Annotated in this window: 22 protein-coding genes; 7 read left to right on the top strand and 15 right to left on the bottom strand. The window is 64.3% G+C overall.

Annotated features, from left to right (window positions below; all coding sequences use genetic code 11):
- Positions 1–43: 43 nt before the first annotated feature.
- A complete protein-coding gene (locus JGU71_RS05755; RefSeq protein WP_199703078.1) occupies positions 44–451 on the bottom strand; it encodes a hypothetical protein in 408 nt (135 codons plus the stop codon).
- Between the two features lie 76 nt (positions 452–527).
- Between JGU71_RS05755 and JGU71_RS05760 the strand changes: the two genes are divergently transcribed.
- Together JGU71_RS05760 and JGU71_RS05765 are read left to right on the top strand one after the other, a co-directional pair.
- Positions 528–1,478 (top strand): diacylglycerol/lipid kinase family protein, encoded by a 951-nt coding sequence (locus tag JGU71_RS05760; RefSeq protein ID WP_199703079.1) that lies wholly within the window; start codon positions 528–530, stop codon positions 1,476–1,478.
- Between the two features lie 242 nt (positions 1,479–1,720).
- On the top strand, positions 1,721–1,975 hold the full coding sequence (locus JGU71_RS05765) for a WhiB family transcriptional regulator (protein ID WP_169587535.1): 255 nt from the start codon (positions 1,721–1,723) through the stop codon (positions 1,973–1,975).
- A 131-nt stretch (positions 1,976–2,106) separates the two neighbouring features.
- On the opposite strand, the gene JGU71_RS05770 is transcribed toward JGU71_RS05765, so the two are convergent.
- Positions 2,107–3,606 carry a sensor histidine kinase gene (locus tag JGU71_RS05770; protein WP_199703080.1) on the bottom strand — a complete coding sequence of 500 codons (1,500 nt, stop codon included), beginning with the start codon at positions 3,604–3,606 and terminating at the stop codon, positions 2,107–2,109.
- Between the two features lie 13 nt (positions 3,607–3,619).
- A complete protein-coding gene (locus JGU71_RS05775) occupies positions 3,620–3,835 on the bottom strand; it encodes a biotin/lipoyl-binding carrier protein (RefSeq protein WP_199703081.1) in 216 nt (71 codons plus the stop codon).
- A 117-nt stretch (positions 3,836–3,952) separates the two neighbouring features.
- Between JGU71_RS05775 and JGU71_RS30540 the strand changes: the two genes are divergently transcribed.
- Entirely contained in the window at positions 3,953–4,027 is a 75-nt protein-coding gene (locus JGU71_RS30540) for a 50S ribosomal protein bL37 (RefSeq protein ID WP_369299099.1), read from the top strand.
- Positions 4,028–4,105: 78 nt separating this feature from the next.
- Here JGU71_RS30540 and rsrA read toward each other — a convergent pair whose 3' ends face one another.
- A complete protein-coding gene (gene rsrA / locus JGU71_RS05780) occupies positions 4,106–4,378 on the bottom strand; it encodes a mycothiol system anti-sigma-R factor (protein WP_199703082.1) in 273 nt (90 codons plus the stop codon).
- Positions 4,375–5,112 carry a sigma-70 family RNA polymerase sigma factor gene (locus tag JGU71_RS05785; RefSeq protein WP_372433108.1) on the bottom strand — a complete coding sequence of 246 codons (738 nt, stop codon included), beginning with the start codon at positions 5,110–5,112 and terminating at the stop codon, positions 4,375–4,377. Before JGU71_RS05785 ends, rsrA begins: the two co-directional genes overlap by 4 nt.
- 112 nt (positions 5,113–5,224) lie before the next feature.
- Between JGU71_RS05785 and ybaK the strand changes: the two genes are divergently transcribed.
- Entirely contained in the window at positions 5,225–5,707 is a 483-nt protein-coding gene (gene ybaK, locus JGU71_RS05790; RefSeq protein ID WP_199703083.1) for a Cys-tRNA(Pro) deacylase, read from the top strand.
- On the opposite strand, the gene JGU71_RS05795 is transcribed toward ybaK, so the two are convergent.
- On the bottom strand, positions 5,694–6,473 hold the full coding sequence (locus JGU71_RS05795; protein WP_199703084.1) for an SOS response-associated peptidase: 780 nt from the start codon (positions 6,471–6,473) through the stop codon (positions 5,694–5,696). The two genes, ybaK and JGU71_RS05795, sit on opposite strands and share 14 nt — an antisense overlap.
- A 63-nt stretch (positions 6,474–6,536) precedes the next feature.
- On the opposite strand from JGU71_RS05795, the gene aroA reads away from it, so the two are divergent.
- Positions 6,537–7,820, top strand: coding sequence for a 3-phosphoshikimate 1-carboxyvinyltransferase (gene aroA / locus JGU71_RS05800; protein ID WP_233528883.1), 1,284 nt, complete (start codon positions 6,537–6,539; stop codon positions 7,818–7,820).
- Positions 7,790–8,824 carry a ribosome small subunit-dependent GTPase A gene (rsgA, locus tag JGU71_RS05805; RefSeq protein WP_307829517.1) on the top strand — a complete coding sequence of 345 codons (1,035 nt, stop codon included), beginning with the start codon at positions 7,790–7,792 and terminating at the stop codon, positions 8,822–8,824. Before aroA ends, rsgA begins: the two co-directional genes overlap by 31 nt.
- Here the strand turns inward: rsgA and JGU71_RS05810 are convergent.
- The 6 genes from JGU71_RS05810 to JGU71_RS05835 form a co-directional block, all read right to left on the bottom strand.
- On the bottom strand, positions 8,821–10,023 hold the full coding sequence (locus JGU71_RS05810) for a fatty acid desaturase family protein (RefSeq protein ID WP_199703086.1): 1,203 nt from the start codon (positions 10,021–10,023) through the stop codon (positions 8,821–8,823). The two genes, rsgA and JGU71_RS05810, sit on opposite strands and share 4 nt — an antisense overlap.
- Before the next feature lie 60 nt (positions 10,024–10,083).
- A complete protein-coding gene (locus tag JGU71_RS05815; RefSeq protein WP_199703087.1) occupies positions 10,084–11,445 on the bottom strand; it encodes a fatty acid desaturase family protein in 1,362 nt (453 codons plus the stop codon).
- Between the two features lie 62 nt (positions 11,446–11,507).
- Entirely contained in the window at positions 11,508–12,641 is a 1,134-nt protein-coding gene (locus JGU71_RS05820; RefSeq protein ID WP_199703088.1) for a ferredoxin reductase, read from the bottom strand.
- A 92-nt stretch (positions 12,642–12,733) separates the two neighbouring features.
- The gene (locus JGU71_RS05825; protein WP_199703089.1) at positions 12,734–14,017 is read right to left on the bottom strand and encodes an acetyl-CoA C-acyltransferase; all 1,284 of its coding nucleotides are present in this window, start codon (positions 14,015–14,017) and stop codon (positions 12,734–12,736) included.
- A 90-nt stretch (positions 14,018–14,107) separates the two neighbouring features.
- A complete protein-coding gene (locus tag JGU71_RS05830) occupies positions 14,108–14,632 on the bottom strand; it encodes a DUF6912 family protein (protein ID WP_199703090.1) in 525 nt (174 codons plus the stop codon).
- Between the two features lie 30 nt (positions 14,633–14,662).
- A complete protein-coding gene (locus JGU71_RS05835; RefSeq protein ID WP_199703091.1) occupies positions 14,663–16,060 on the bottom strand; it encodes a WS/DGAT/MGAT family O-acyltransferase in 1,398 nt (465 codons plus the stop codon).
- A 225-nt stretch (positions 16,061–16,285) separates the two neighbouring features.
- Here JGU71_RS05835 and JGU71_RS05840 point away from each other — a divergent pair, with 225 nt between their 5' ends.
- Positions 16,286–16,795: an Rv3235 family protein gene (locus JGU71_RS05840; protein ID WP_233528801.1), complete on the top strand. Its 510-nt coding sequence runs from the start codon at positions 16,286–16,288 to the stop codon at positions 16,793–16,795.
- A 71-nt stretch (positions 16,796–16,866) separates the two neighbouring features.
- Here JGU71_RS05840 and secA read toward each other — a convergent pair whose 3' ends face one another.
- The 3 genes from secA to JGU71_RS05855 form a co-directional block, all read right to left on the bottom strand.
- Complete coding sequence (gene secA, locus JGU71_RS05845; protein WP_199703092.1) at positions 16,867–19,752, bottom strand: preprotein translocase subunit SecA; 2,886 nt, start codon at positions 19,750–19,752, stop codon at positions 16,867–16,869.
- A 235-nt stretch (positions 19,753–19,987) separates the two neighbouring features.
- Complete coding sequence (gene hpf, locus JGU71_RS05850; protein ID WP_199703093.1) at positions 19,988–20,659, bottom strand: ribosome hibernation-promoting factor, HPF/YfiA family; 672 nt, start codon at positions 20,657–20,659, stop codon at positions 19,988–19,990.
- Between the two features lie 193 nt (positions 20,660–20,852).
- Positions 20,853–21,506 carry a ComF family protein gene (locus JGU71_RS05855; RefSeq protein WP_199703094.1) on the bottom strand — a complete coding sequence of 218 codons (654 nt, stop codon included), beginning with the start codon at positions 21,504–21,506 and terminating at the stop codon, positions 20,853–20,855.
- Positions 21,507–21,599 lie beyond the last annotated feature (93 nt).

The raw sequence follows: 21,599 nt of genomic DNA on the forward strand, positions 1-21,599 counted from the left end.
AGGTCGGCGACGGACGAGCGAACTACGGTCGGCGGCATCTCGCCTATCCGTACTCCTCGGCCATCCAGCGCGACGCCGGCGGCGAGAAGAGCAACGCGAGCGTCGCGACCACCATGACGCCGAGGAGGACGCCGAAGACCGGCTGATGCGAATCGGTCAACAATGCCCATGCGACGGGCAGCAGCAGCACTTGCGCGACAACGGCGATCGTCCGACCCCATCGGTGCCCGAGAATCAATGCGATGCCACCGGCGAGCACGGCTCCGCCGAGACTGAGGAACCACAACGCCGTGCCGTAGCCACTGGCCTGACTCTGATCGCCGCTACCCGTCAGGCCGCGGACCACAAGGACGATCGCAACGACCGCCGCGGCGCCGCCCTGCAGCGCGACGAGAGAGCCCGCCCAACGAATCGGCTTGGGTGTGGCACTCCTTGCTGTCTCCTTCGGCACCCGACCAGCCTATTCGAATGCGGTTGCAGCCGTTGCGGCGGCAAAGGACGCCGAACGCCGGATAGGCTGATGTCCCGTGCGCGCCCTGCTGATCGTCAACCCGAATGCCACGTCGACCACGCCTGCGGCGCGAGACCTGCTCGCGCACGCCTTGGAGAGCAGGGTTTCCCTCGTCGTAGCCCATACCAGCCATCGTGGCCATGCCGCCGAGTTGGCAGAGCAGGCCGCGGCAGACGGCATCGATCTGATCGTCGTCCACGGCGGTGACGGCACGGTCAACGAAGCGATCAACGGCTTCCTCGCACCTCCGACGCGCGGTGCGGCTCCGGTCGGTTGGACTCCGCAGATCGCGGTGCTACCAGGCGGGTCTGCCAACGTATTCGCCCGATCGCTCGGCATCGCTGCCGATCCCGTCGACGCCACGAATCAACTGATCGACCTGATCGGTGCCGGTGTGCGACGACGGATCGGCCTCGGGTACGCCGACAAGCGGTGGTTCACGTTCAACTCCGGACTCGGCATCGACGCACGCGTCTGCGAGTCGATCGACAACAGCCGTAACAACGGTCACATCGTGAGCCCGTCGCGGTACGTCCGCGCGGCGATTACCGAGTTTTTCAAGTCCATCGGCAACGACCCGACCTTGACGATCGAGTGCCCCGATCGCGAACCCGTCGACGGTGTTCATTACGCATTCGTTTCGAACTCGAGTCCGTGGACCTACATGGGTACACGTCCGGTTCACACGAATCCCAATACGTCCTTCGACACCGGTCTCGGGGTATTCGCGATGCGCTCGATGGGCGTCGCCTCCGGCCTGCGGGTGTCGCGACAACTGCTTGCCGAAGGCGCAGAACCCAAGTCCAGCAAGCTCTTTCGCGTCGACGACGTGCCGCGCGTCCGAATCACCGCCGCCGAGCCGATCGGATTTCAGATGGACGGCGACTACCTCGGCATGCGGGAAGAAGTCGAGTTCTTTTCGGTGCCCGCCGCGATCGAGGTCGTGGCCCCGCTCACGCCTCAGTAGCGCTGCTTTGCCCCAAATCCTGCGGTTATAGTGCGAAAACACCGCAGACGGAGTACAAAGGAACGCGGACTTCGATAGGTGAGGCTAACAGAGTGAGTTTCCCCACGGTGCGCGGCATTCCTATTGACATATCTTCAGTTCGTGAAAGCATTCACAAGCAACCGTGCGGAAACATTCGAGACGCACAAGTAAACGTAAGCAAACGAGACGGTGCTTCGATGCACCCGGCTAAGGAGCAGAGGATGGACTGGCGCCACAACGCAATCTGTCGCGACGAGGATCCCGAACTGTTCTTCCCCGTAGGGAACAGCGGTCCGGCACTCGCGCAGATCGCTGATGCCAAAATCGTCTGCAATCGCTGCCCGGTCACTGCGGAATGCCTGTCATGGGCACTCAAGTCCGGTCAGGACGCAGGCGTATGGGGTGGAATGAGCGAAGACGAGCGACGCGCACTCAAGCGACGCAATGCACGGACCCGAGCACGTACCTCGGTCTGAGCTACGACATCTTGCAGGCCCGGCACCGACAGTGGTGCCGGGCTTTTTTGCGCGTGCGAGCGGCGTGAAGGCGCCCCTGACTCCACCGAGCGAGGTGAGCGGCACCCTCGTGCCACGATGGCGGAGCCGACCTAGCCCCGGCCACCCCTGCGGCCCAGGGGCACACGCAGGACCGCATCGGTGCCCCCTCCCGTGCCGGGGTGCAGGCCTATCGAACCGCCCAGTTCGGCGGTGACGAGAGTCCGGACGATCTGCAGACCCAAGCGGTCGGAGCGTTCCAAACTGAAGCCTGGCGGCAGCCCCCTGCCATCGTCGTGAACAACGACATCGAGCCAGCGTGCCGACCGTTCCGCCTTCATCGACACCGTGCCGACGGCACCGGGATCGAAGGCGTGCTCGATGGCGTTCTGGACCAACTCGGTCAGGACCATAACCAGCGGCGTCGCCCGCTCAGCGGAGAAAACGCCGAGTTTGCCTTCACGTCGGATCTTCACGGGGGTACTGACGGTCGCGACGTCGGCCATCATCGGCACAAGACGATCGACCACGTCGTCGAGATCGACCTCTTCGTCGACAGACATCGACAACATCTCGTGGACCGCAGCGATCGAGGTGACACGACGGACCGACTCGGTGAGCGCAACCCGCGCCTCCTCGTTTTCGGTCCGACGAGCCTGTAGGCGCAGCAACGCGGCAACGGTCTGCAGATTGTTCTTCACCCGATGGTGAATCTCGCGGATCGTGGCGTCCTTGCTGAGCAGCGCGCGGTCGCGGCGCTTCACTTCGGTGACGTCACGTACGAGCACAGCAGCACCGGCCAACTCGCCGTGTGGACGTAGGACGAGGGTGCGAAGCAGCACGGTTGCGCCGTGCGCGTCGACCTCCATCCGCCGACCCGTCCTTCCCGCAAGCGCGGCCCGAATGTCGTTGACAACTTCCTGCGCGTCGAACGGGTCGGTGATGAGCGAACGTGTCGTGGCGGCGAGGTCGTGGCCGGACAGCTCGCTCGTCAAACCCATACGGTGATAAGCGGATTGAGCGTTCGGGCTGGCGTAGACGACCTTGCCCTCGGTATCGAGGCGGACGAAACCATCACCGGCACGCGGACTCGAATGTGTCGCAGCGCGATCCTCGGGCGTGGGATACGTTCCGTCGCTGATCATTTCGCACAGGTCGTCGGCGCACGTCGTGTACGCGGTTTCGAGGGTGCTGCGAATCTGGCTGCGCGCGAAGTCGGTATCGCGACTCAGCACGGCGATCACGTCCTCGCCACACCGCACGGGAATCGCTTCGCGAAGCGACAGCGGTGGCGGGTCGTCTCCCCCGGAGTCGCTGTCCCGCACGATCTTTCCGTCGATCAACGCCCGAAGCACCTGGGGATGCTCGGTTTCGGACGCGAGCTTGCCGACGAGGTCGTAGGCGATGACGGTCGGAGCAGTTGTCGGCCGGCATTGCGCGACGCAGACGACCTCGCTGCCCTCGGTGATCGGACCGCTGCCGACCCACAACAGCAGGTCGGCAAACGACAGATCCGCAAGGAGTTGCCAGTCCCCCACCACCCGCTGCAGATGGTCGACAGCAGCGCCGGGTAGGTCGGTGTGGTCTGCGAGCAGTTCGCTCAGCGTCGACATCGGAATCCGCCGATCAGGAGATCACTGCGATGAGGTCGCCCTGCTGGATCACGTCGCCGACCTTGACGTCGACCGAGGAGACCGTGCCGTCGACCTCGGCGAGCACCGGGATCTCCATCTTCATCGACTCCAGGATGACCAGTGTGTCGCCCTCGACGACGGTGTCGCCCGTGCTCACAACTACTTGAAAGACGGTCGAGACCATCTCGGCGCGAACATCTTCTGCCATTCGAGCTCCTCGGTGTCGAGCCTTGCGAAGCTACAGCCTAACCAGCGAACCTGCGGGGCGGTCGGGCGGCGCATCGGCGGGCATTAGACTGACACCCAAAGAAGGGAGACTTATCAAATGGGTAAGCGTGGCCGTAAGAAGCGTGACCGCAAGAACAACAAGGCCAATCACGGCAAGCGTCCAAACAGCTGATCACGAACGCTGATCACAAAAGGGCCGGGAAGCGACTGCTTCCCGGCCCTTTCTGTTCGACGTAATTGGTGTCTGTGACTACTCCGATTCGGTCCGAATCACGACAGTTCGGCGAATCTCGAACGACAGCCGTTGGCGCAAGCCCTCCGGCGCGCGCTCACCGCCGCATTTGCGGCTGAGCAGACCCTTGATCTGCTCTTCGATGCCGTACTGCTCGAGGCAGGTGCCGCAGGTATCGAGGTGATACTGCAACCGCTCACGGGTCGCTTGATCGCACTCGTTGTCCAGCATGAGCCACACGTCGGCGATCACCGCCGTGCAATCGAGCTTGTAGTCGTCTTGCTCGCTCATGATGAGACCTCCTGCCCCGACGGATCCACTGCATCTACAGCGCCGTTGCGGTTGAATCCACGTTCACGCGCGACCTCGGCAAGCAGGCCTCGCAATTGCTTCCGTCCTCGGTGCAGCCGCGACATCACGGTGCCGATGGGCGTTCCCATGATGTCGGCGATCTCCTTGTAGGGGAAACCTTCGACATCGGCGTAGTAGACAGCCATCCGGAACTCCTCGGGCAGCGACTGCAGCGCCGACTTGATGTCGTCGTCCGGCAGTGCGTCCAGGGCCTCCACCTCGGCAGAACGCAGGCCCTGCGAGGTGTGCTCGGCCGTCGCGGCCAACTGCCAGTCCGTGATCTCGTCGGTCGGATACTGGGCCGGCTGCCGCTGTTTCTTGCGGTAGGAGTTGATGTAGGTGTTGGTCAGAATCCGGTAGAGCCAGGCACGCAGGTTGGTGCCCTCGCGGAACGACCTGAACGCCGAAAACGCCTTGACGTACGTCTCCTGAACCAGATCCTCGGCATCCGCGGGATTGCGAGTCATTCGCAGGGCAGCGCCGTAGAGCTGGTCGAGCAGCGGAAGTGCGTCTCGCTCGAACCGTTCGGCCAACTCCGTGTCGGTCTGGTTCGGATCGGTACGGACCGTATCGTCCGCCTGGCTGTCGTCGCCGCGCACACTTGTCCCTTCGATTGCCGTAAGCCCTGAATCTACCGCTAGATAGATCGGGCGTTCCGCGCAGAGCACAGGCACTGGCGACTCCGTTCCGCTGAGGATGACAAGTACGTCCGGTTCAACACCACGCCCTGCGTCGGTGTTCCCACGGTATTCGCGCCGACCTGCGGTCGCTCTCTACGCTGTGCCGATGGCCGCGAATGCCACACCAGCAACCAAGACATTGCTCGCCGAGAAGGTGCCGCACGAGGTGCATCGGTATTCCCACGACCCACGCTCGCAGCGATTCGGCGTCGAAGCCGTCGAGGCGATGGGCGTTCCCGCGGGTCAGGTGTTCAAGACGCTCGTCGTCGAACTGCCGGACGGCAAACTGGGCGTCGCGGTCCTGCCGGTGCCTTCGAAGCTTTCGCTCAAAGCCGTTGCCGCAGCGCTCGGCGTCGCGAGGGCCGCGATGGCCGACCCTGCGAAGGCCCAGAAGGTGACGGGCTACGTCGTCGGGGGTATCTCACCGCTCGGACAGCGGCGTGTGCTGCCGACCGTGGTGGATGCGTCGGCGATGACGTGGGAGCGGGTGTTCTGCAGCGCCGGCCGCCGCGGCATGGAGATCGAACTGGCACCGAGCGACCTCGTTCGGTGCACCGCCGCCGTGCTCGCCGAGATCACAGCAGGCTGATCTGCTCCGGCTGCTCCGCGGGCTCGAATCGATCGACGAGGTCGGCCGAATTGTTCTTGACGCTGTTGACCTTCGGTGACACCTGCCGGATCTCGAGCTGGGCGACCTGATCTTCGCTCGGCGACTCCAGCAGACCTGCCACATCAGCATGATCGGGATCGAGCCAGCGGTCCCACGCGTCCGACGGCATGATCAGTGGCATCCGGTTGTGGATCCGCGCCAGCTCGCCGACCGAATCGGTTGTCAGGATCGTGCAGCTGAGCAGTGGCGGCCGATCGCCGTCTCGCCAGACCGACCACAGGCCCGCCATGTACAGGCGGGAGCCGTCGGCGGGCGTCATAAAGAACGGGACCTTGGCAGGTTTGCCATCGGGGCCCGGTTCGGTGAGCCACTCGTACCAACCGTCCATCGGCACCAGGCAACGCTTGGTCTTCACTGCGTCACGAAACGCAGGTGTTGTCGTCGCGGTGTCCGCCCGCGCATTGAACAGCGGTTTTCCTTTTGCCGGGACACCTGGTTCGGCAGGCTTGGTCCAGCGTGGAATCAGACCCCAGCGCATCCGCCGGATCCGAAGTGCGGCGCCAGCATCCGGATCGGCGCGATCGTGCCGTTTGACGACAGCGACGACCTTCGTCGTCGGAGCGACGTTGAAATTCGGACCCTCCTCCTCTGGCGTGAGGTCTTCCAACGGATCGGTCTCGTCATAGGCATCCAACTCAGCGGCGAGCAACCCGGGGTTGACCGTCGTCGCGTATCTCCCACACATAGCTCCATGCTGACACGACGCACCGACACGACCGTTACCTTCGTTCGCGACCGATACGCAAAGATGGGGCCTGTGACTTTTTGGAGTGCCCCCTACGCCGTTGGGCCGGTCCGTGCGTCGGTGCCACTGCCCGGCTCGAAATCGATCACCAATCGCGCGCTGGTCCTCGCCGCGTTGGCGGAGGGTCCGTCGACGGTTACCGGAGCGCTGCGCAGCCGCGACACGAACCTGATGATCGACGCACTGCGCGCGCTCGGAATCGGGATCGAGGGACTCGATACAACACTCACGATCACCCCGGCGGCAGCGTTGACGGGTGCTGCCGTCGACTGCGGCCTCGCAGGCACGGTCATGCGCTTCCTGCCTCCCGTCGCAGCGCTCGCAGACGGTGACGTCGAGTTCGACGGCGACGAACAGGCACGCACGCGCCCGCTCGACACGATTCTCGACGGGTTGCGCGCCGCGGGTGCCGACGTCGACGGCAGCGCGTTGCCGTTCGTCGTACACGGGCACGGCGCGGTTCGTGGCGGCACGGTCACCATCGACGCGTCAGGGTCGTCGCAGTTCGTATCCGGGCTCCTGCTCTCTGCGGCGCGGTTCGACGAGGGCATCACGATTCATCACAGCGGCAAGCCGGTGCCGTCGATGCCACACATCGAGATGACGATCGAGATGCTGCGGGCAGCAGGCGTTCGCGTCGAATCTCCTTCCGACAGCACCGAAGCCGACACCTGGGTCGTGGCGCCCGGGCCGATCCGTCCGGTAAATTGGGCGATCGAGCCGGATCTGTCCAACGCCACTGCCTTCCTCGCCGCCGCCGCCGTCACGGAAGGTGAAGTGAGCGTCCCGTTCTGGCCGCAGACGACGACCCAGCCCGGCGACGCGATCCGCGAAATCCTTGTCCGAATGGGCGCCGACGTCGTACTGGCCGAGTCGACTCTGACCGTGCGCGGACCGAAGCAGTTGCACGGCATCGACATCGACCTGCACGACATCGGCGAGCTGACGCCGACGGTCGCCGCACTTGCCGCCCTCGCCGAGGGCCCCTCGTGGCTACGTGGCATCGCGCACCTGCGCGGCCACGAAACCGACCGTCTTGCAGCACTTTCCACCGAAATCAATCGACTCGGCGGACAGGTGACGGAGACAGACGACGGGCTGGAGATCACTCCGGCACCGCTGCACGGTGGGCAATGGCACTCCTACGCCGACCACCGGATGGCAACGGCCGGAGCGATACTCGGCCTGCGCGTCGACGGCATCGAGATCGAAGACATCGGTACAACCGCGAAGACGCTGCCCGACTTCGTCGGACTGTGGTCACACATGTTGGACGGCTCGAGCTGAAGCGGCGCGAATACGACGAGTCCGATGTCCGGGTGCGCCCGGGCAGGGCTTCGCGTCCGCGCACCAAAACCCGTCCGCAGCACGAGGATGCGGAATCCGGGATGGTCGTAGCGGTCGACCGCGGCCGGTGGGGCTGTGTTCTCGGCGGCGACCCCGAACGTCCCGTCGTCACCATGCGAGCGCGCGAACTCGGCAAGACGCCGATCGTCGTCGGCGACCGCGTCGGCATCGTCGGTGACACGTCGGGCAAGCCGGACACGTTGGCCCGCATCATTCGCGTCGAGGAGCGAAAGTCGGTGCTGCGCAGAACAGCCGACGACACCGACCCGTACGAGCGCATCGTCGTCGCGAATGCCGAGCAGTTGATGATCGTCGTCGCGCTTGCCGACCCACCGCCGCGGACGGGGTTCGTCGAACGCACCTTGATCGCCGCCTATGCCGGTGGGCTGCAACCGATTCTGTGTCTGACCAAAAGCGATCTCGCAGGCTACGAGGAGTTCGCAGCCTCGTTCGCCGACCTCGAACTGCAGGTCGTCCTCGGCGGCACGACCGAACCCATCGACGAGATCACCGAACTGCTGAACGGCAAACTGACCGCGCTGATCGGTCACTCCGGGGTCGGCAAGTCGACGCTGGTGAATCGGCTCGTCCCCGACGCCTACCGCGCTGTCGGCGTCGTGTCCGGCGTCGGCAAAGGTCGCCACACATCCACCCAGTCGATCGCCCTCCCACTTCCGGGAGGGGCGGGCTGGGTGATCGACACCCCCGGCATCAGATCGTTCGGGCTCGCGCACATCTCGCCCGCCGACGTCGTCGCCGCGTTTGCAGACCTCGCAGCGGCCGCTCAGGACTGCCCACGCGGCTGTACGCACCTGGGACCACCCGCTGACCCCGAATGCGCTCTCGACGCCCTGGAAGGCAAATCAGCGCGTCGCGTTGCCGCTGTTCGACTACTTCTCACAGCGGTGCGGTCGAACGACACCTGGGCTGCGCGAGAGAGCTAGCGAGCCAACCGCAGCGCGGTCAGCAGTCCACGTCTCCTGCCGGTCGCAGGATCGAACTTGGGTGTCGGATCGGCGAACTTGCGCTCGGAAGCGGTCTCGGGAGCATCGTCGGCGGTCGCCTTCAGGTACTTGTTCGGCAGCGCGAGCTTGGCGATGGTTCGCCACGACTTCCAGTACTGCACCGCGATCGAGCCGGTCGTGTACGGCAGGTCGTACTTCTCCGCGAGTGCCTGCACGCGAACGGAGATCTCCCGCAAACGATTGCTGGGCAGGTCGGGGAACAGATGATGCTCGATCTGGTAGCAAAGGTTGCCACTCATGAATTCGAGCACCGGGCCTGCTTCGAAGTTCGCGCTACCGAGCATCTGCCGCAGATACCACTGGCCCTGCGTCTCGTTCTCCAGATCCGCTTTGGTGAACTTCTCGGCACCGTCAGGGAAGTGACCGCAGAAGATCACCATGTTGGTCCAGACGTTGCGGATCATGTTGGCCGTGAGGTTGGCGGTCAACGTCGTCAGGAACGCGGGGCCGGTGAGGGCGGGAAAGAGGAGGTAGTCCTTCGCGATCTGGCGCCCGACCTTCTCGAGTACCTCGCGACGCTTGCGCTCGAATTCGGCCTGCTCGACCCGTCCGGCGACAACCTTGCCGAGCTCGAGGTGCTGGATCGCAACGCCGTATTCGAAGAACAGCTGCAGTAGCAGGTTGTAAACCGGGTTGCCGATGTTGAACGGCTTCCAACGCTGATCGCGGGTGACGCGCAGCAGGCCGTAGCCGACGTCGTCGTCCATCCCGAGCACGTTCGTGTACTTGTGATGCAGGTAGTTGTGGGTCTGCTTCCAGTGCGCCGACGGTCCGGTGTTGTCCCACTCCCACGACACCGAGTGGATCTCCGGATCGTTCATCCAGTCCCACTGGCCGTGCATGACGTTGTGGCCGATCTCCATGTTCTCGATGATCTTCGCAACGCCGAGCATGGCGGTCCCCGCGAGCCAGGCCGGCGGGAACAGGCTCGCGAAAAGCGTTGCGCGGCCGCCTATTTCAAGGGCGCGCTGCAGTCGGATGGCATTGCGAATGTAGCGCGCATCGCTCTCGCCGCGCGAGGATTCGATGTCGCGACGAATCGCATCCAGTTCGATTCCGAGCGCTTCGACATCGGCCTCGGTGAGATGCGCGTATTCCTTGATATCCGAAATCGCCATGGACCTACGGTACCGTAGGTTACGGAACCGTAGATTCCGTCGCCGACAAGTGTGAGCTAGTTAACGCCGACGCCGAATGCCCTTCGCCTTCTGCTCGTCGAGCGCAGCACGGGCCTCCAGCTTCTTGACCTTCAGCGCTGCTTTGGCCTCCGCTTTGTGTACCTTCAGCGACGCCTTGGCCTCTGCCTTCTTGAGGTTGAGCGCCAACTTGGCTTCGTTCATCGCAGACCGAAGACCACGATGCTCACCCGTGGCGGGGTCGATACGCATAGCCGTCATCGTGTCCGTCAGACCGTGGAACCTGCGCTCCGACGACGTCTCGGGTGCATCGTCCGCGGTGCGCTTGAGGAAACGGTCCGGCAACGCCAACTTGTGGATCGTCCGGAAGGCCAGCAGGTACTGCTTGGCGAGTGAACCCGTCGTGTACGGCAGGTCGTACTTGTCACAGAGCGCGCGGACACGGACGGAGATCTCTGCGTACCGGTTGCTCGGCAGGTCGGGAAAGAGGTGGTGTTCGATCTGGTAGCTCAGGTTGCCACTCATAAACGCCATGACCGGGCCTGCTTCGAAGTTCGCGCTACCGAGCATCTGCCGCAGGTACCACTCGGCGTGCGTCTCGTCCTCGAACTGCTCGACGGTGAACTTCTCCGCACCGTCAGGGAAATGTCCGCAGAAGATCACCGCGTACGCCCACAGGTTGCGCGCAAGGTTGGCCGTTGCGTTCGCGGTGAGGGTGCTCTTCCACGCCGGGCCCGTCACCGCCGGATGGATGACGAAGTCGCGCGTGACCTGGCGAGCAACCTTGCCGAAGAATGCTTTGTTCGGGGCGGAGAGCAGCTGCTTCGGGTCGACGCCTTCGAGCTCCTTCTGCTTGTCCAGATCGTGCAGCGCGATCCCCCACTCGAACGTCGCAGCGAGAAGCACGTTCGCGAGCGGCTGGATCAGGTTGATCGGCTTCCACTCTTCGTCACGCGTCATCCGCAGGATGCCGAAGCCGATGTCGTCGTCCATGCCGACGATGTTCGTGTACGTGTGATGGCTGTAGTTGTGCGCGCGCTTCCATTGCCGCGACGGACCGACCTGGTCCCACTCCCACGACGTCGAGTGGATCTCCGGATCGTTCATCCAATCCCACTGGCCATGGCTCACGTTGTGGCCGAGTTCCATGTTCTCGATCATCTTGGAGACCGCAAGCATGGCCGTTCCCGCGATCCACGCCGGACGGTACTTGCTGGCGAACAACGTCAGCCGCGCGGCGACCTCGAGCGAGCGCTGCAGCCTGATCGTGCGACGGATGTAGCGCGCATCTGCTGCTCCGCGCGACTCCTCGACGTCACGGCGAATCGCATCGAGCTCCCGGCCGAGCGACTCGATGTCAGCTTCGGTCAGATGCGCGAATTGTTTGATATCGGTGATCGCCACCGGGCCTCCGTTGTCATTGGCATTGTAGATCGGTAGTACCTGAAATGTGAAGTACCCAAATATTACAAATCCAGCGTGCAGTCGCCTGCTGCTGCCGAAATGCAGGTCTGGACTCGATCGCCTTCGCGCCGCTCGTCACCGGATCGAAGATCACGAGTGTGGCCCGCGAGGAGCGGGGCGACGCACGTCTGACAGATCCCCATCCGGCAACCGAACGGCATCTGCACGCCGACCTGCTCGCCCGCCTGCAACAGGCTGGTCGCACCGTCGACCTCGACCTTGCGGCCCGATTTCGCGAACGTGACCGTTCCACCCTGCCCGGACATGTCAGCGCGGGCGATCTCGAACCGTTCGAGGTGGAGCCGATCGGAGATGCGCTCGTCACGCCAGAGGCGTTCGATCTCGTCCAACATCTTCAGCGGTCCACATGCCCAGGTCTGCCGTTCCCGCCAATCGGGATACATCGAATCCAGCGACGCGAGGCTGAACTTGCCGTCGGACTTCGTGAGCTGGATATGGGTGACGAACGTCGCGTGTTCGGCTGCCATTCGTTCGAGTTCGGACCCGAACATCACCGCATCCGACGTCGGTGCGGAATGTACGTGCGCGACGTCGGGCAGTTGACCACGACGGTCCATCGTTCGCAGCATCGCCATGACCGGCGTGATGCCGCTGCCTGCAGTCAGAAAGAGGATCTTTGCGGGCGGCGGATCGGGCAGTGCGAACTCGCCCTGCGGCGCTGCGAGCCGGACGATCGTTCCGGACGGCACACCGCCGACGATATGGGTCGAGAGGAAGCCTTCCGGCATCGCCTTCACCGCGATCGTGATGACTTTCCGACCGCCGCGATGGCCCGCTTCCCAATTGGGCGGCGACGTCAACGAATACGAACGCCAATGCCAGCGGCCGTCGACGTGCAGCCCGATCCCGATGTACTGGCCCGGCTTGTAGTCGAAGTCGAATCCCCACCCCGGCTTGATGACCAGCGTCGCAGAATCTGCAGTCTCTTTGCGGACCTCGACGATCTGGCCGCGAAGCTCACGGGCCGACCACAGCGGGTTCGCCAAATGCAGGTAGTCGTCGGGCAGCAGCGGTGTGGTGATCCGTGCAACGGCACCACGAAGGACGTTCAGTCGCGGCCGCCGCGGCGCGGCAACATCCGCGGCCGGCGCTTCCAGCCAGTTCTTCAAACCCATGCGATCGATCCCATGCAAATCTCGTCGGTGACCTCAGAATACCCGACCAGGTTACGGGATCGTAAGTTACCGCTGGGTAACCGACGAGGGATTTACACGCCCTCCAGCACCGCCGACGCACCGATGCCGCCGGCTGCGCAAATTCCGAGCAGCGCCGTGCCGCCGCCCGCGCGGGAAATTTCGTTCGCCATCGTCGTCACCATGCGCGCGCCCGTCGCACCGAACGGATGCCCGAGCGACACCGAACCGCCGTGCACGTTCAACTTGTCGACGTCGATGTCGCCGACAGCCTCGTCGCGGCCGAGTCGCTGCTTCGCCCACTCGTGGCTACCCAGCGCCGATACCACCGAAAGCGTCTGTGCCGCAAAGGCTTCGTGGATATCGACGAAATCGATGTCGGCGAGGGAAAGGCCGGCCTTGTCGAGCGCCCGCGGCATCGAGATGGCCGGACCGATCAGCACCTGATCCTTGGGATCGACACTGACGTAGCTCCACGACTTGAACGCCGCGAGCGGGAGGAAGCCCAGCTCGCGCGCCTTCTCCTCGCTCATCAGCAACACCGCGGAAGCGCCGTCGGTCAGCGGGCTCGCGTTGCCTGCCGTCACGGTGCCGTTGCGTTCGAACACCGGTGCCAGCTTCGCCAGCTTCTCCACCGTCGAATCGCCGCGGACGAGTCCGTCGCGCGTGATGGTCTTGCCCTGCGGGGTCGTGACGGACAGCACTTCCGCGTCGAAACGTCCCGAGGTGATCGCCGCGTTGGCTCGCCGATGCGATCTGGCCGCGAATTCGTCCTGGTCGGCGCGGGTGATGCCGTGGATCTTCGCCATCTTCTCCGCGGACTCCCCCATCACCTCGCCCGTCGTACGCTCGGCGATCTTCGGTCGCGTCGGGAACAGATCCGTGAACGGCGCGAGTTGCGCGACTGCGCTGAGGTAGTCCTTCGGCTTCGGCTTACCGAGCGCGATCGGCGCCATCGAATGCACGATCTTCTGGGGAAGTTTGATCTCGGCATTGCTCGTCGAGTCGCTGCCACCGGCGATCATGATGTCGTATTCGCCGCGCTCGATAGCCGCAGCGGCCGACGTCACCGCCTGCAGACCCGACGCGCACGCACGCGTGACGGTGTAGCCCTCGCAGCCGTGATCGAGCTGCAGATCGAGCGCGACCTCGCGAGCGATGTTCGGAGCCGCGCTCGGCAGGATCACCCCGCCCCACACGATCGCCTGAACATCGCCGAACGGCAGACCCGTCTGCTCCAAAACGCCACGTACGGCAGTTCCGGCAAGCGCGATGCTGTCCATGCGGGTGTAGTCACCGAAGGCTCGGACGAACGGGGTCCGCGCACCGGAAACGACGACGGCTCGGCGAGTGGTCATATGCATATCCTCAGCTTCTGCGACACCTTCAGCGGCATGTATCGATTACAAGTTTGCAGGAAACGTAATCGCCGGCCGCGCAGGGGGTGGCTAAAGCAGTTCGAGCAGGAACGGCAACTCCTGGGTCGCGTACCACGCCAGCTCGTGATCCTCGGCGTCGCCGACAACGAACTCGGCATCGGTATCACCCAGATCGGCCTGATCGACGACCTCGATCGCCTTCTGCACAGTCGGCTCGGCCTCGGCAAGATCGACGTGCGCCGACGCCACCTGAGCCATCGTGATCGGCGCCGACAACCGAACGACGGCGTCGTCCAGATCGGGGCGCAACTTCACGTCGTCGACATCGGCCGCGATCACCGCGCGCCTACGGATGGGCGCGCTGTCGGCATCGAACGGGCCCTCGTCCTCGGCGTGCTCGGAGGCGAGCAACCGCAGCGACGCACGAGCGGCCTCCGCCATCGCGACCTCACCCAACTCGTCGTCGTCGCCGGAAGAATAGGCCTCGCGCAATGCGGGCGTGATCGCGAAAGCCGTGCCGTTGACGGCACGCAACTCGCTGTCGGCGACCAGCTGCCGCAGCATCCGAACGGTAGCGGGGACGTACACCCTCATCGGCGCACACAATCGGGGACACAGCCGGGTTCACGCACACACATCGAGCAGTTCCTCCATCGACTCGTACAGCAGGGACGTGATCACATCGACGTCCGACATCAGATCCCGGTCCGCGTTCAGACCGTAGTAGACCCGGCCATCGTAGGAGGTCAGCCCGATACTGAGCGCCTGATCCTTCAGCAGCGGCGACACGGGATACATCTCGAGCATCCGCGCTCCCCCGATGTACATCGGAACCTGCGGACCTGGCGCATTGGTGATCAGGAGATTGAACGTTCGCTGGCCGTAACCGCTCGCCGCACGCACACTCATCGCGTGCAGACTCGCCGGCGCGAAACCGGACAGCCGAACGAGTGTCCGTGCCGTCACGCTCCGACTGTCCCGCCCGTGCGCTTCGGTCGCATGCGCTATGTGCGACAACCGAATCGAGGGGTTCGGCTCGCCGACGGGTAGGTCGATCAGAAACGACGACAACCGGCTGCCGAGCAGATCGCCCATACCGGGTTCGGTGCCGTAGACCGACATCGGAACGAACGCGCGAATTGCGGTGTAGCCGGTGATGGGTTCGCCACGCGAGAGCAGCCAGTTGCGTAGGGCGCCGGTCACCACGCCGAGCACCGCGTCGTTGATCGAACAGCCGAAATGGGCGCGGATCCGCCGGTAGTCCTCCAGGTCGGTCTTTGCCACGTCGAGGCGCCGGTTTCGCGAGATCGTCGCATTCAGCGGGCTCGGCGGCGCTGTGCTCGCAGACGGATGCAGACCCGCGGCGAATCTGCCGAACGACCCGGCAACCGACGTCGCCGCTCCCGCGACGCTACCGACCGCACGCTTGGCGATATCGACGCCGTCGCCGGGCCTTGACACCAGTTCGCCGACCGCGCGAATAGCCAGACCCGCGTCGCTCGGCTCGGCGCCCGGGTGCCACAGGTCGTCGGCTACCTCACGCGGCGTGTTGCTCGAATCGAGGATCACATGCCCGATCTCGAGCGCCTCCTCGCCGTCGACGAGCGCCGAGTGCGACTTCGTGAAGATGGCGCAACGATTGTCCGACAAGCCCTCGACCAGGTACATCTCCCAGAGCGGCAGCGTTCGGTCGAGCGGCCTCGACATAAGTCGGGCAACCAGCTCGTGCAGTTGCTCGTCCGAACCCGGCTTCGGCAGCGCAGACCTGCGAATGTGATAGGTGATGTCGAAATCGCTCGCGTCGACCCAGACCGGGCGCGCAAGCCCGAGAGGCACCTCGCGAACCTTCTGCCGATAGCGGGGAACGAGGAAGAGCCTGCGGTCGACGATCTCGAGCAGCTTCTCGTAATCGAGCGTGCCGTCGGCGTTCTGCACGATCGCCAGTGAACCGATATGCATCGGTGAGCTACTCGACTCGGACGCATAGAACGACGCGTCCTGTGGCGTCAGCCGGGTAACCATGGCGCCAACACTCCCATCCGCTGCAGGTTCGTGCAGACATAACCCTAAGCGTGCGAGGCCGTATAGCTGAACTCGATGCCACACCCGACCGGTGTGCAGGCGGAAGCGCTATGGTCTCCCATGGCGGCCGCGAACATGCGATGCTTGCCACGTCCACGGTCTCCGAGATCGTTTCAGGACGCACGTTCCGGTCGCGTGGGGCATCCGGAAAGCACGGGGGGAATCATGAACAGAGCTCGGTTGTACCTGTCGCGGCCACCGCGCTGCGAACCCGAGTTGGGGGCCGACGACCGGACGGCGCCTGTCTGCACGACGCCTGCAACGCACAGTGTCCGACGGTCGGCGCACAGCGGTCGCTCGGCTTCGAACCGCCAGGCAGCGAACCCGGAAATTGCAGCCGACAACGACCGAACCGTTGCTGCCGCACGACGTTTCGCCGATGTCGCCCTACGCGCGACGTTGGAGGTCGTCGATCGACGCCGGTCCGCCGTCACGCTCCGCGGAGCACTCGAACCATCGCTGATCGACATGGTTCGGGTGCTCGCGCAGACGTCGGTCCGAGGTCGGGCACTCGGCGCAGCAGCGCTGGGGCCTGTCCATGTCCGGATGGTCGACGAGGCCAACGCCGAAATCTTCGGCACCTACTCCAGAGGACCGCGGGTGTTCGCGGTTGCGGGTCGCGTCACCTCGAGCGGCAACCCAGCGGCCTGGCGCGTGACATCGCTGCGCCTGTAGTGCGGCTCCGCCGCTCGTGAGTCTTTTCGGAGGTTCCGCCCTCCGAAAGGACTCACGAGCGGCGTAGCCGCCTACCTGCGACGCTTCGACTTCGGGGCCCGCGTCGGCGCCTTACCCTGCTGACGCGCAGCCTCACGACGCTCGCGACGCGACTTGCCGTCCGCGGTCTCCTCGGCCTGGGGCGACGACTTGCGGACCGACGCGCTGCCGTCCTCCGCCGGACCCGAGTACGTCAGGCCCTTCGGCTCGGCTTCGTTCAAGCCCTTGGCACGCAACGCGCTCGGCGCGGCGACCTTCTTTTCCGCAACCTTGTTCTGAGCCGCGGCTTCTTCGGTCGGCAAAGGCTTACGCAGCGTCGGGGCTGCTGCCTTGGTTGCGGCTGCGGCACCGGCACCGACCGGCGACCGCAGACCCGGCTGCACTGCGGGCTGCTCGACAGGCGTCGCCTCGACCTGGAGGTTGAACAGGAACCCGACAGATTCCTCCTTCAGGCCGTCCAGCATCGCGATGAACATGTCGTAACCCTCGCGCTGATATTCGACGAGCGGATCGCGCTGGGCCATGGCACGCAGACCGATGCCCTCCTTGAGGTAGTCCATCTCGTAGAGGTGTTCGCGCCACTTCCGGTCGAGTACCGACATCAGGACCTGACGCTCCAGATTGCGCATCCCGCCCTCGCCGGCGATTGCGTCGATCTCCTTCTCGCGCTTGGCGTATGCGTCGTGCGCATCCTTCAGCAGGGTCGCGCGCAGATCGTCGCGAGTGAGCTCGCCTGCCTCGCCGACCTCGGTCTCACCGGTCAGGTCCTCATGCTTCAGACCGATCGGGTAGAGCGTCTTGAGTGCGGTCCACAACTGGTCGAGATCCCAGTCCTCGACGTACCCCTCGGCGGTCGCGCCGTCCACGTAAGCGGTGACCACGTCGGTGATCATGCCTTCGACCTGGCCTTCCATGTCCTCACCCTCGAGGATCTGCCTGCGCTCGGCGTAGATGACCTTGCGCTGCTGGTTCATCACCTCGTCGTACTTGAGGACGTTCTTGCGGATCTCGAAGTTCTGCTGCTCGACCTGCGTCTGCGCACTCTTGATCGCCTTCGACACCATCTTGGCTTCGATCGGCACATCGTCGGGCAGGTTGAGTCGAGTCATGATCGACTCGAGCGCAGCACCGTTGAATCGACGCATCAATTCGTCGCCGAGCGACAGATAGAACCGCGACTCGCCCGGATCGCCCTGGCGGCCCGAACGACCACGAAGCTGATCGTCGATGCGACGCGACTCGTGCCGCTCGGTGCCGAGCACGTACAGACCGCCCGCGTCACGCACCTTCTTCGCGTCGGAGGCAACCTCACCCTTGACGGTCTCGAGGGTCGGCTCCCACGCGGCCTGGTACTCGTCGGCGGTCTCGATCGGATCGAGCCCCTGCTTACGCAACGCCAGGTCGGCGATGATGTCCGGGTTTCCGCCGAGCACGACGTCGGTACCACGACCAGCCATGTTGGTGGCGACGGTGACCGCTTTGGCGCGACCCGCCTCGGCGATGATCGTCGCCTCCTGCTCGTGGAACTTGGCGTTGAGCACATTGTGGGCGATGCCACGCTTGGTCAGCTGCTTGGACAGGTACTCCGACCGCTCGACGCTCGTCGTGCCGATGAGGACCGGCTGACCCTTCTCGTGCTTCTCCTGGATGTCGTCGACGACGGCGTCGAACTTGGCTTCTTCGGTCTTGTAGATCAGGTCCGACTGATCGACGCGGACCATCGGCTTGTTCGTCGGGATCGGAACGACGCCGAGACCGTAGATTTCGTGCAGTTCCGACGCCTCGGTCTGAGCGGTACCCGTCATACCCGACAACTTGTCGTAGAGCCTGAAGTAGTTCTGCAGCGTGATCGTGGCGAGCGTCTGGTTCTCGGCCTTGATCTCGACCTTCTCCTTTGCCTCGATCGCCTGGTGCAGACCCTCGTTGTAGCGCCGACCGACCAGGATTCGACCGGTGAACTCGTCGACGATGATGACCTCACCGTCGCGCACGATGTAGTCCTTGTCGCGCTGGTAGAGCTCTTTGACCTTGATCGAGTTGTTGAGGTAGCTGACCAGCGGCGAGTTCGCCGCCTCGTAGAGGTTGTCGATGCCGAGTTGATCCTCGACGAACTCGACGCCTGCCTCGTGCACACCGATCGTGCGCTTCTTGATGTCGACCTCGTAGTGCACATCGCGCTTGAGCAGCGGTGCGATTCGCGCGAACTCGCCGTACCACTTCGACGACGCATCAGCGGGGCCCGAAATGATCAGCGGGGTACGGGCTTCGTCGATGAGGATCGAGTCGACCTCGTCGACGATCGCGAAGTTGTGGCCGCGCTGAACGAGGTCCTCCAGCGAGTGCGTCATGTTGTCACGCAGGTAGTCGAAGCCGAACTCGTTGTTCGTTCCGTAGGTGATGTCCGACTGGTAGGCGGTGCGACGCTCCGACGGCGACATGCCGCCGAGGATGACGCCGACCTCGAGCCCGAGGTAGCGGTGGACGCGGCCCATCCACTCGGAGTCGCGCTTGGCGAGGTAGTCGTTGACGGTGACCACGTGCACGCCGTCGCCGCCGATGGCGTTCAGGTAGGCGGGCAGGACACAGGTCAGCGTCTTGCCTTCACCGGTCTTCATCTCGGCGACGTTGCCGATGTGCAGCGCCGCGCCGCCCATCACCTGAACGTCGAAGTGTCGCTGCGAGAGCACCCTGCTCGACGCTTCGCGGGCGACGGCGAACGCTTCGAGCAGCAACTCGTCGAGCGTTTCGCCGTTCGCGTGCCGCTTGCGGAACTCGCCCGTCTTGGCGCGCAGTTCGTCGTCGGTGAGCTTCTCCACGTCGGGCGCCAGATTGGACACCTCGTTGGCAAGGTGCCCCAACCGCTTGACCATGCGGCCTTCACCGAGCCGGAGCAACTTCGAGAATGTCAGTGTCGGCACGATCTGTTTCGTCCTCAATCTTCGGCGGCAAGTATCGGCTCCCGAACATGGGAGCAGAGCGGGCGCGAGTTTTCGGCCCCCTGTGCCGACCATGGTATGCGCTCGTCGAACCCGCCGAGTAGGCCTGGCCCTTCCCAGCGCTGGAAAAACCACGACACGAACGAAGGACCAGTCCCAATTGTCGGGACTGGTCCTTCGTTCGATGCGCTGAAAGTACAGCGGTCAGGGACGGGTGTTACGCGAGCCTGATCAGGCCGTAGTCGAAGGCATGTCGGCGGTAGACGACCGAAGGCCTGTCGGTTGCTTGGTCATGGAACAGGAAGAAATCGTGTCCGACGAGTTCCATCTCGTAGAGGGCGTCGTCGACGGACATCGGCGCCGCGGAGTGCACCTTGGTGCGGACTATGCGGCCGGGACTGTTGTCAGGTAGGTCGGGCGCTTCGAATTCGGCGCTCGGCGACTCGATTTTCTTGGATATCTCGTCGACCTCGACGAGTGCGGCAGTCGCCTGTGCGACCGATACGGGAGTCTTGTCGCCGTAGTGGACTTTCCTTCGATCCTTGGTTCGGCGCAGACGATTTTCGAGCTTCGCGGTGACGGATTCGAGCGCGGCGTAGAAGCTGTCGGCGCATGCTTCTGCGCGTACGACAGGACCTTTGCCTCGTGCGGTGATTTCGACGCGCTGGCAGTTCTTGCGTTGGCGACGATTACGTTCGTGGAAGAGTTCGACGTCGAACAGATAGATCGACGGATCGAATCGTTCGAGCCGAGAAAGCTTCTCGGAGACATAGATTCGGAAATGCTCGGGTACTTCTACATTGCGGCCCTTGACCACGATGTCGGCATGTTTTTCGGCTGGTTGAGTGGTGTCTTCTTCGAAAACCGAGGATTGTGAAGCGGTCGTCACGCGTACCTCCCGAATATGGCCGCGCCAGAAGGCTGGTCACGGCGAACTTGACGTGCCGAGAGGGGAACCGCTCGGCACCAGGATCCGAGGCACCACCTCCCACCTGTGTCTTCGGGTGTCTTCGCGACGGTAGTACGTCTCTGTGCGCTGTGCCAGTGTTCACGCACAATTCGCCTGTCGGCGCGGCGTGGCGTTACGCAGCTGCAACCACAACCACTGCGGTGATCTCGATTCCGGCACGTGCGAGCGAACGCACGGACTCACTCGCCGTCGATCCAGTTGTGATCACGTCGTCGACAAGCACCACGTTGGCCGCTGCGTCCACTCCGCGGTCGGTCCGCACTCGAACCCGTCCGGCAAGGTTGCGCTGCCTCAGATCCGCTGTCAGACCGACGGAATCGCGTACTCGGCCACGTAGCGACAGCAGTGGTGCGACCGCAACTCCTCGTCCGCGTCGAGCAGCGGCCGTCGCCATGGCCGTCACCGGATCGCCGCCGCGAACGCGAGCCGCACGCGCTCTCGTCGGCGCCGGGATCAACACCGTCGGCGCCAACTCCGGCGGGTCGAGTTCTCCGGCGTCGCGTAACCAGCCGAGCGTGTGAGCAATGGCCGCACCGAGCGGCTCGGCGAGGTCGCGCCGACCGCGTTCCTTCGCTGCGATGACGGCGAGCCTGCGCGGACCCGAGTAGGTACCGATCGCCCAGCACGGCACGCCGGGGTCGATCCGCGGCCGCAGCGGGGTCGGCGGAACCGACAGTGCCTCCCGACATTGCGTACACCACTTCGACCCGGGCGCGGCACAGCCACCGCATTCGAGCGGAAGGATCAGATCGAGCAGGGTTCGCATGGGCGGGAGTGTGCCCGCGGGGTCCGACAGGGGAAGGCGGCTCCGCCGCTCGTGAGTCTTTTCGGCGGGCCCGACCACCGAAAAGACTCACGA

Origin of the sequence: Antrihabitans stalagmiti (assembly GCF_016482825.1) — a bacterium.
Taxonomy (GTDB): Bacteria; Actinomycetota; Actinomycetes; order Mycobacteriales; family Mycobacteriaceae; genus Antrihabitans; species Antrihabitans stalagmiti.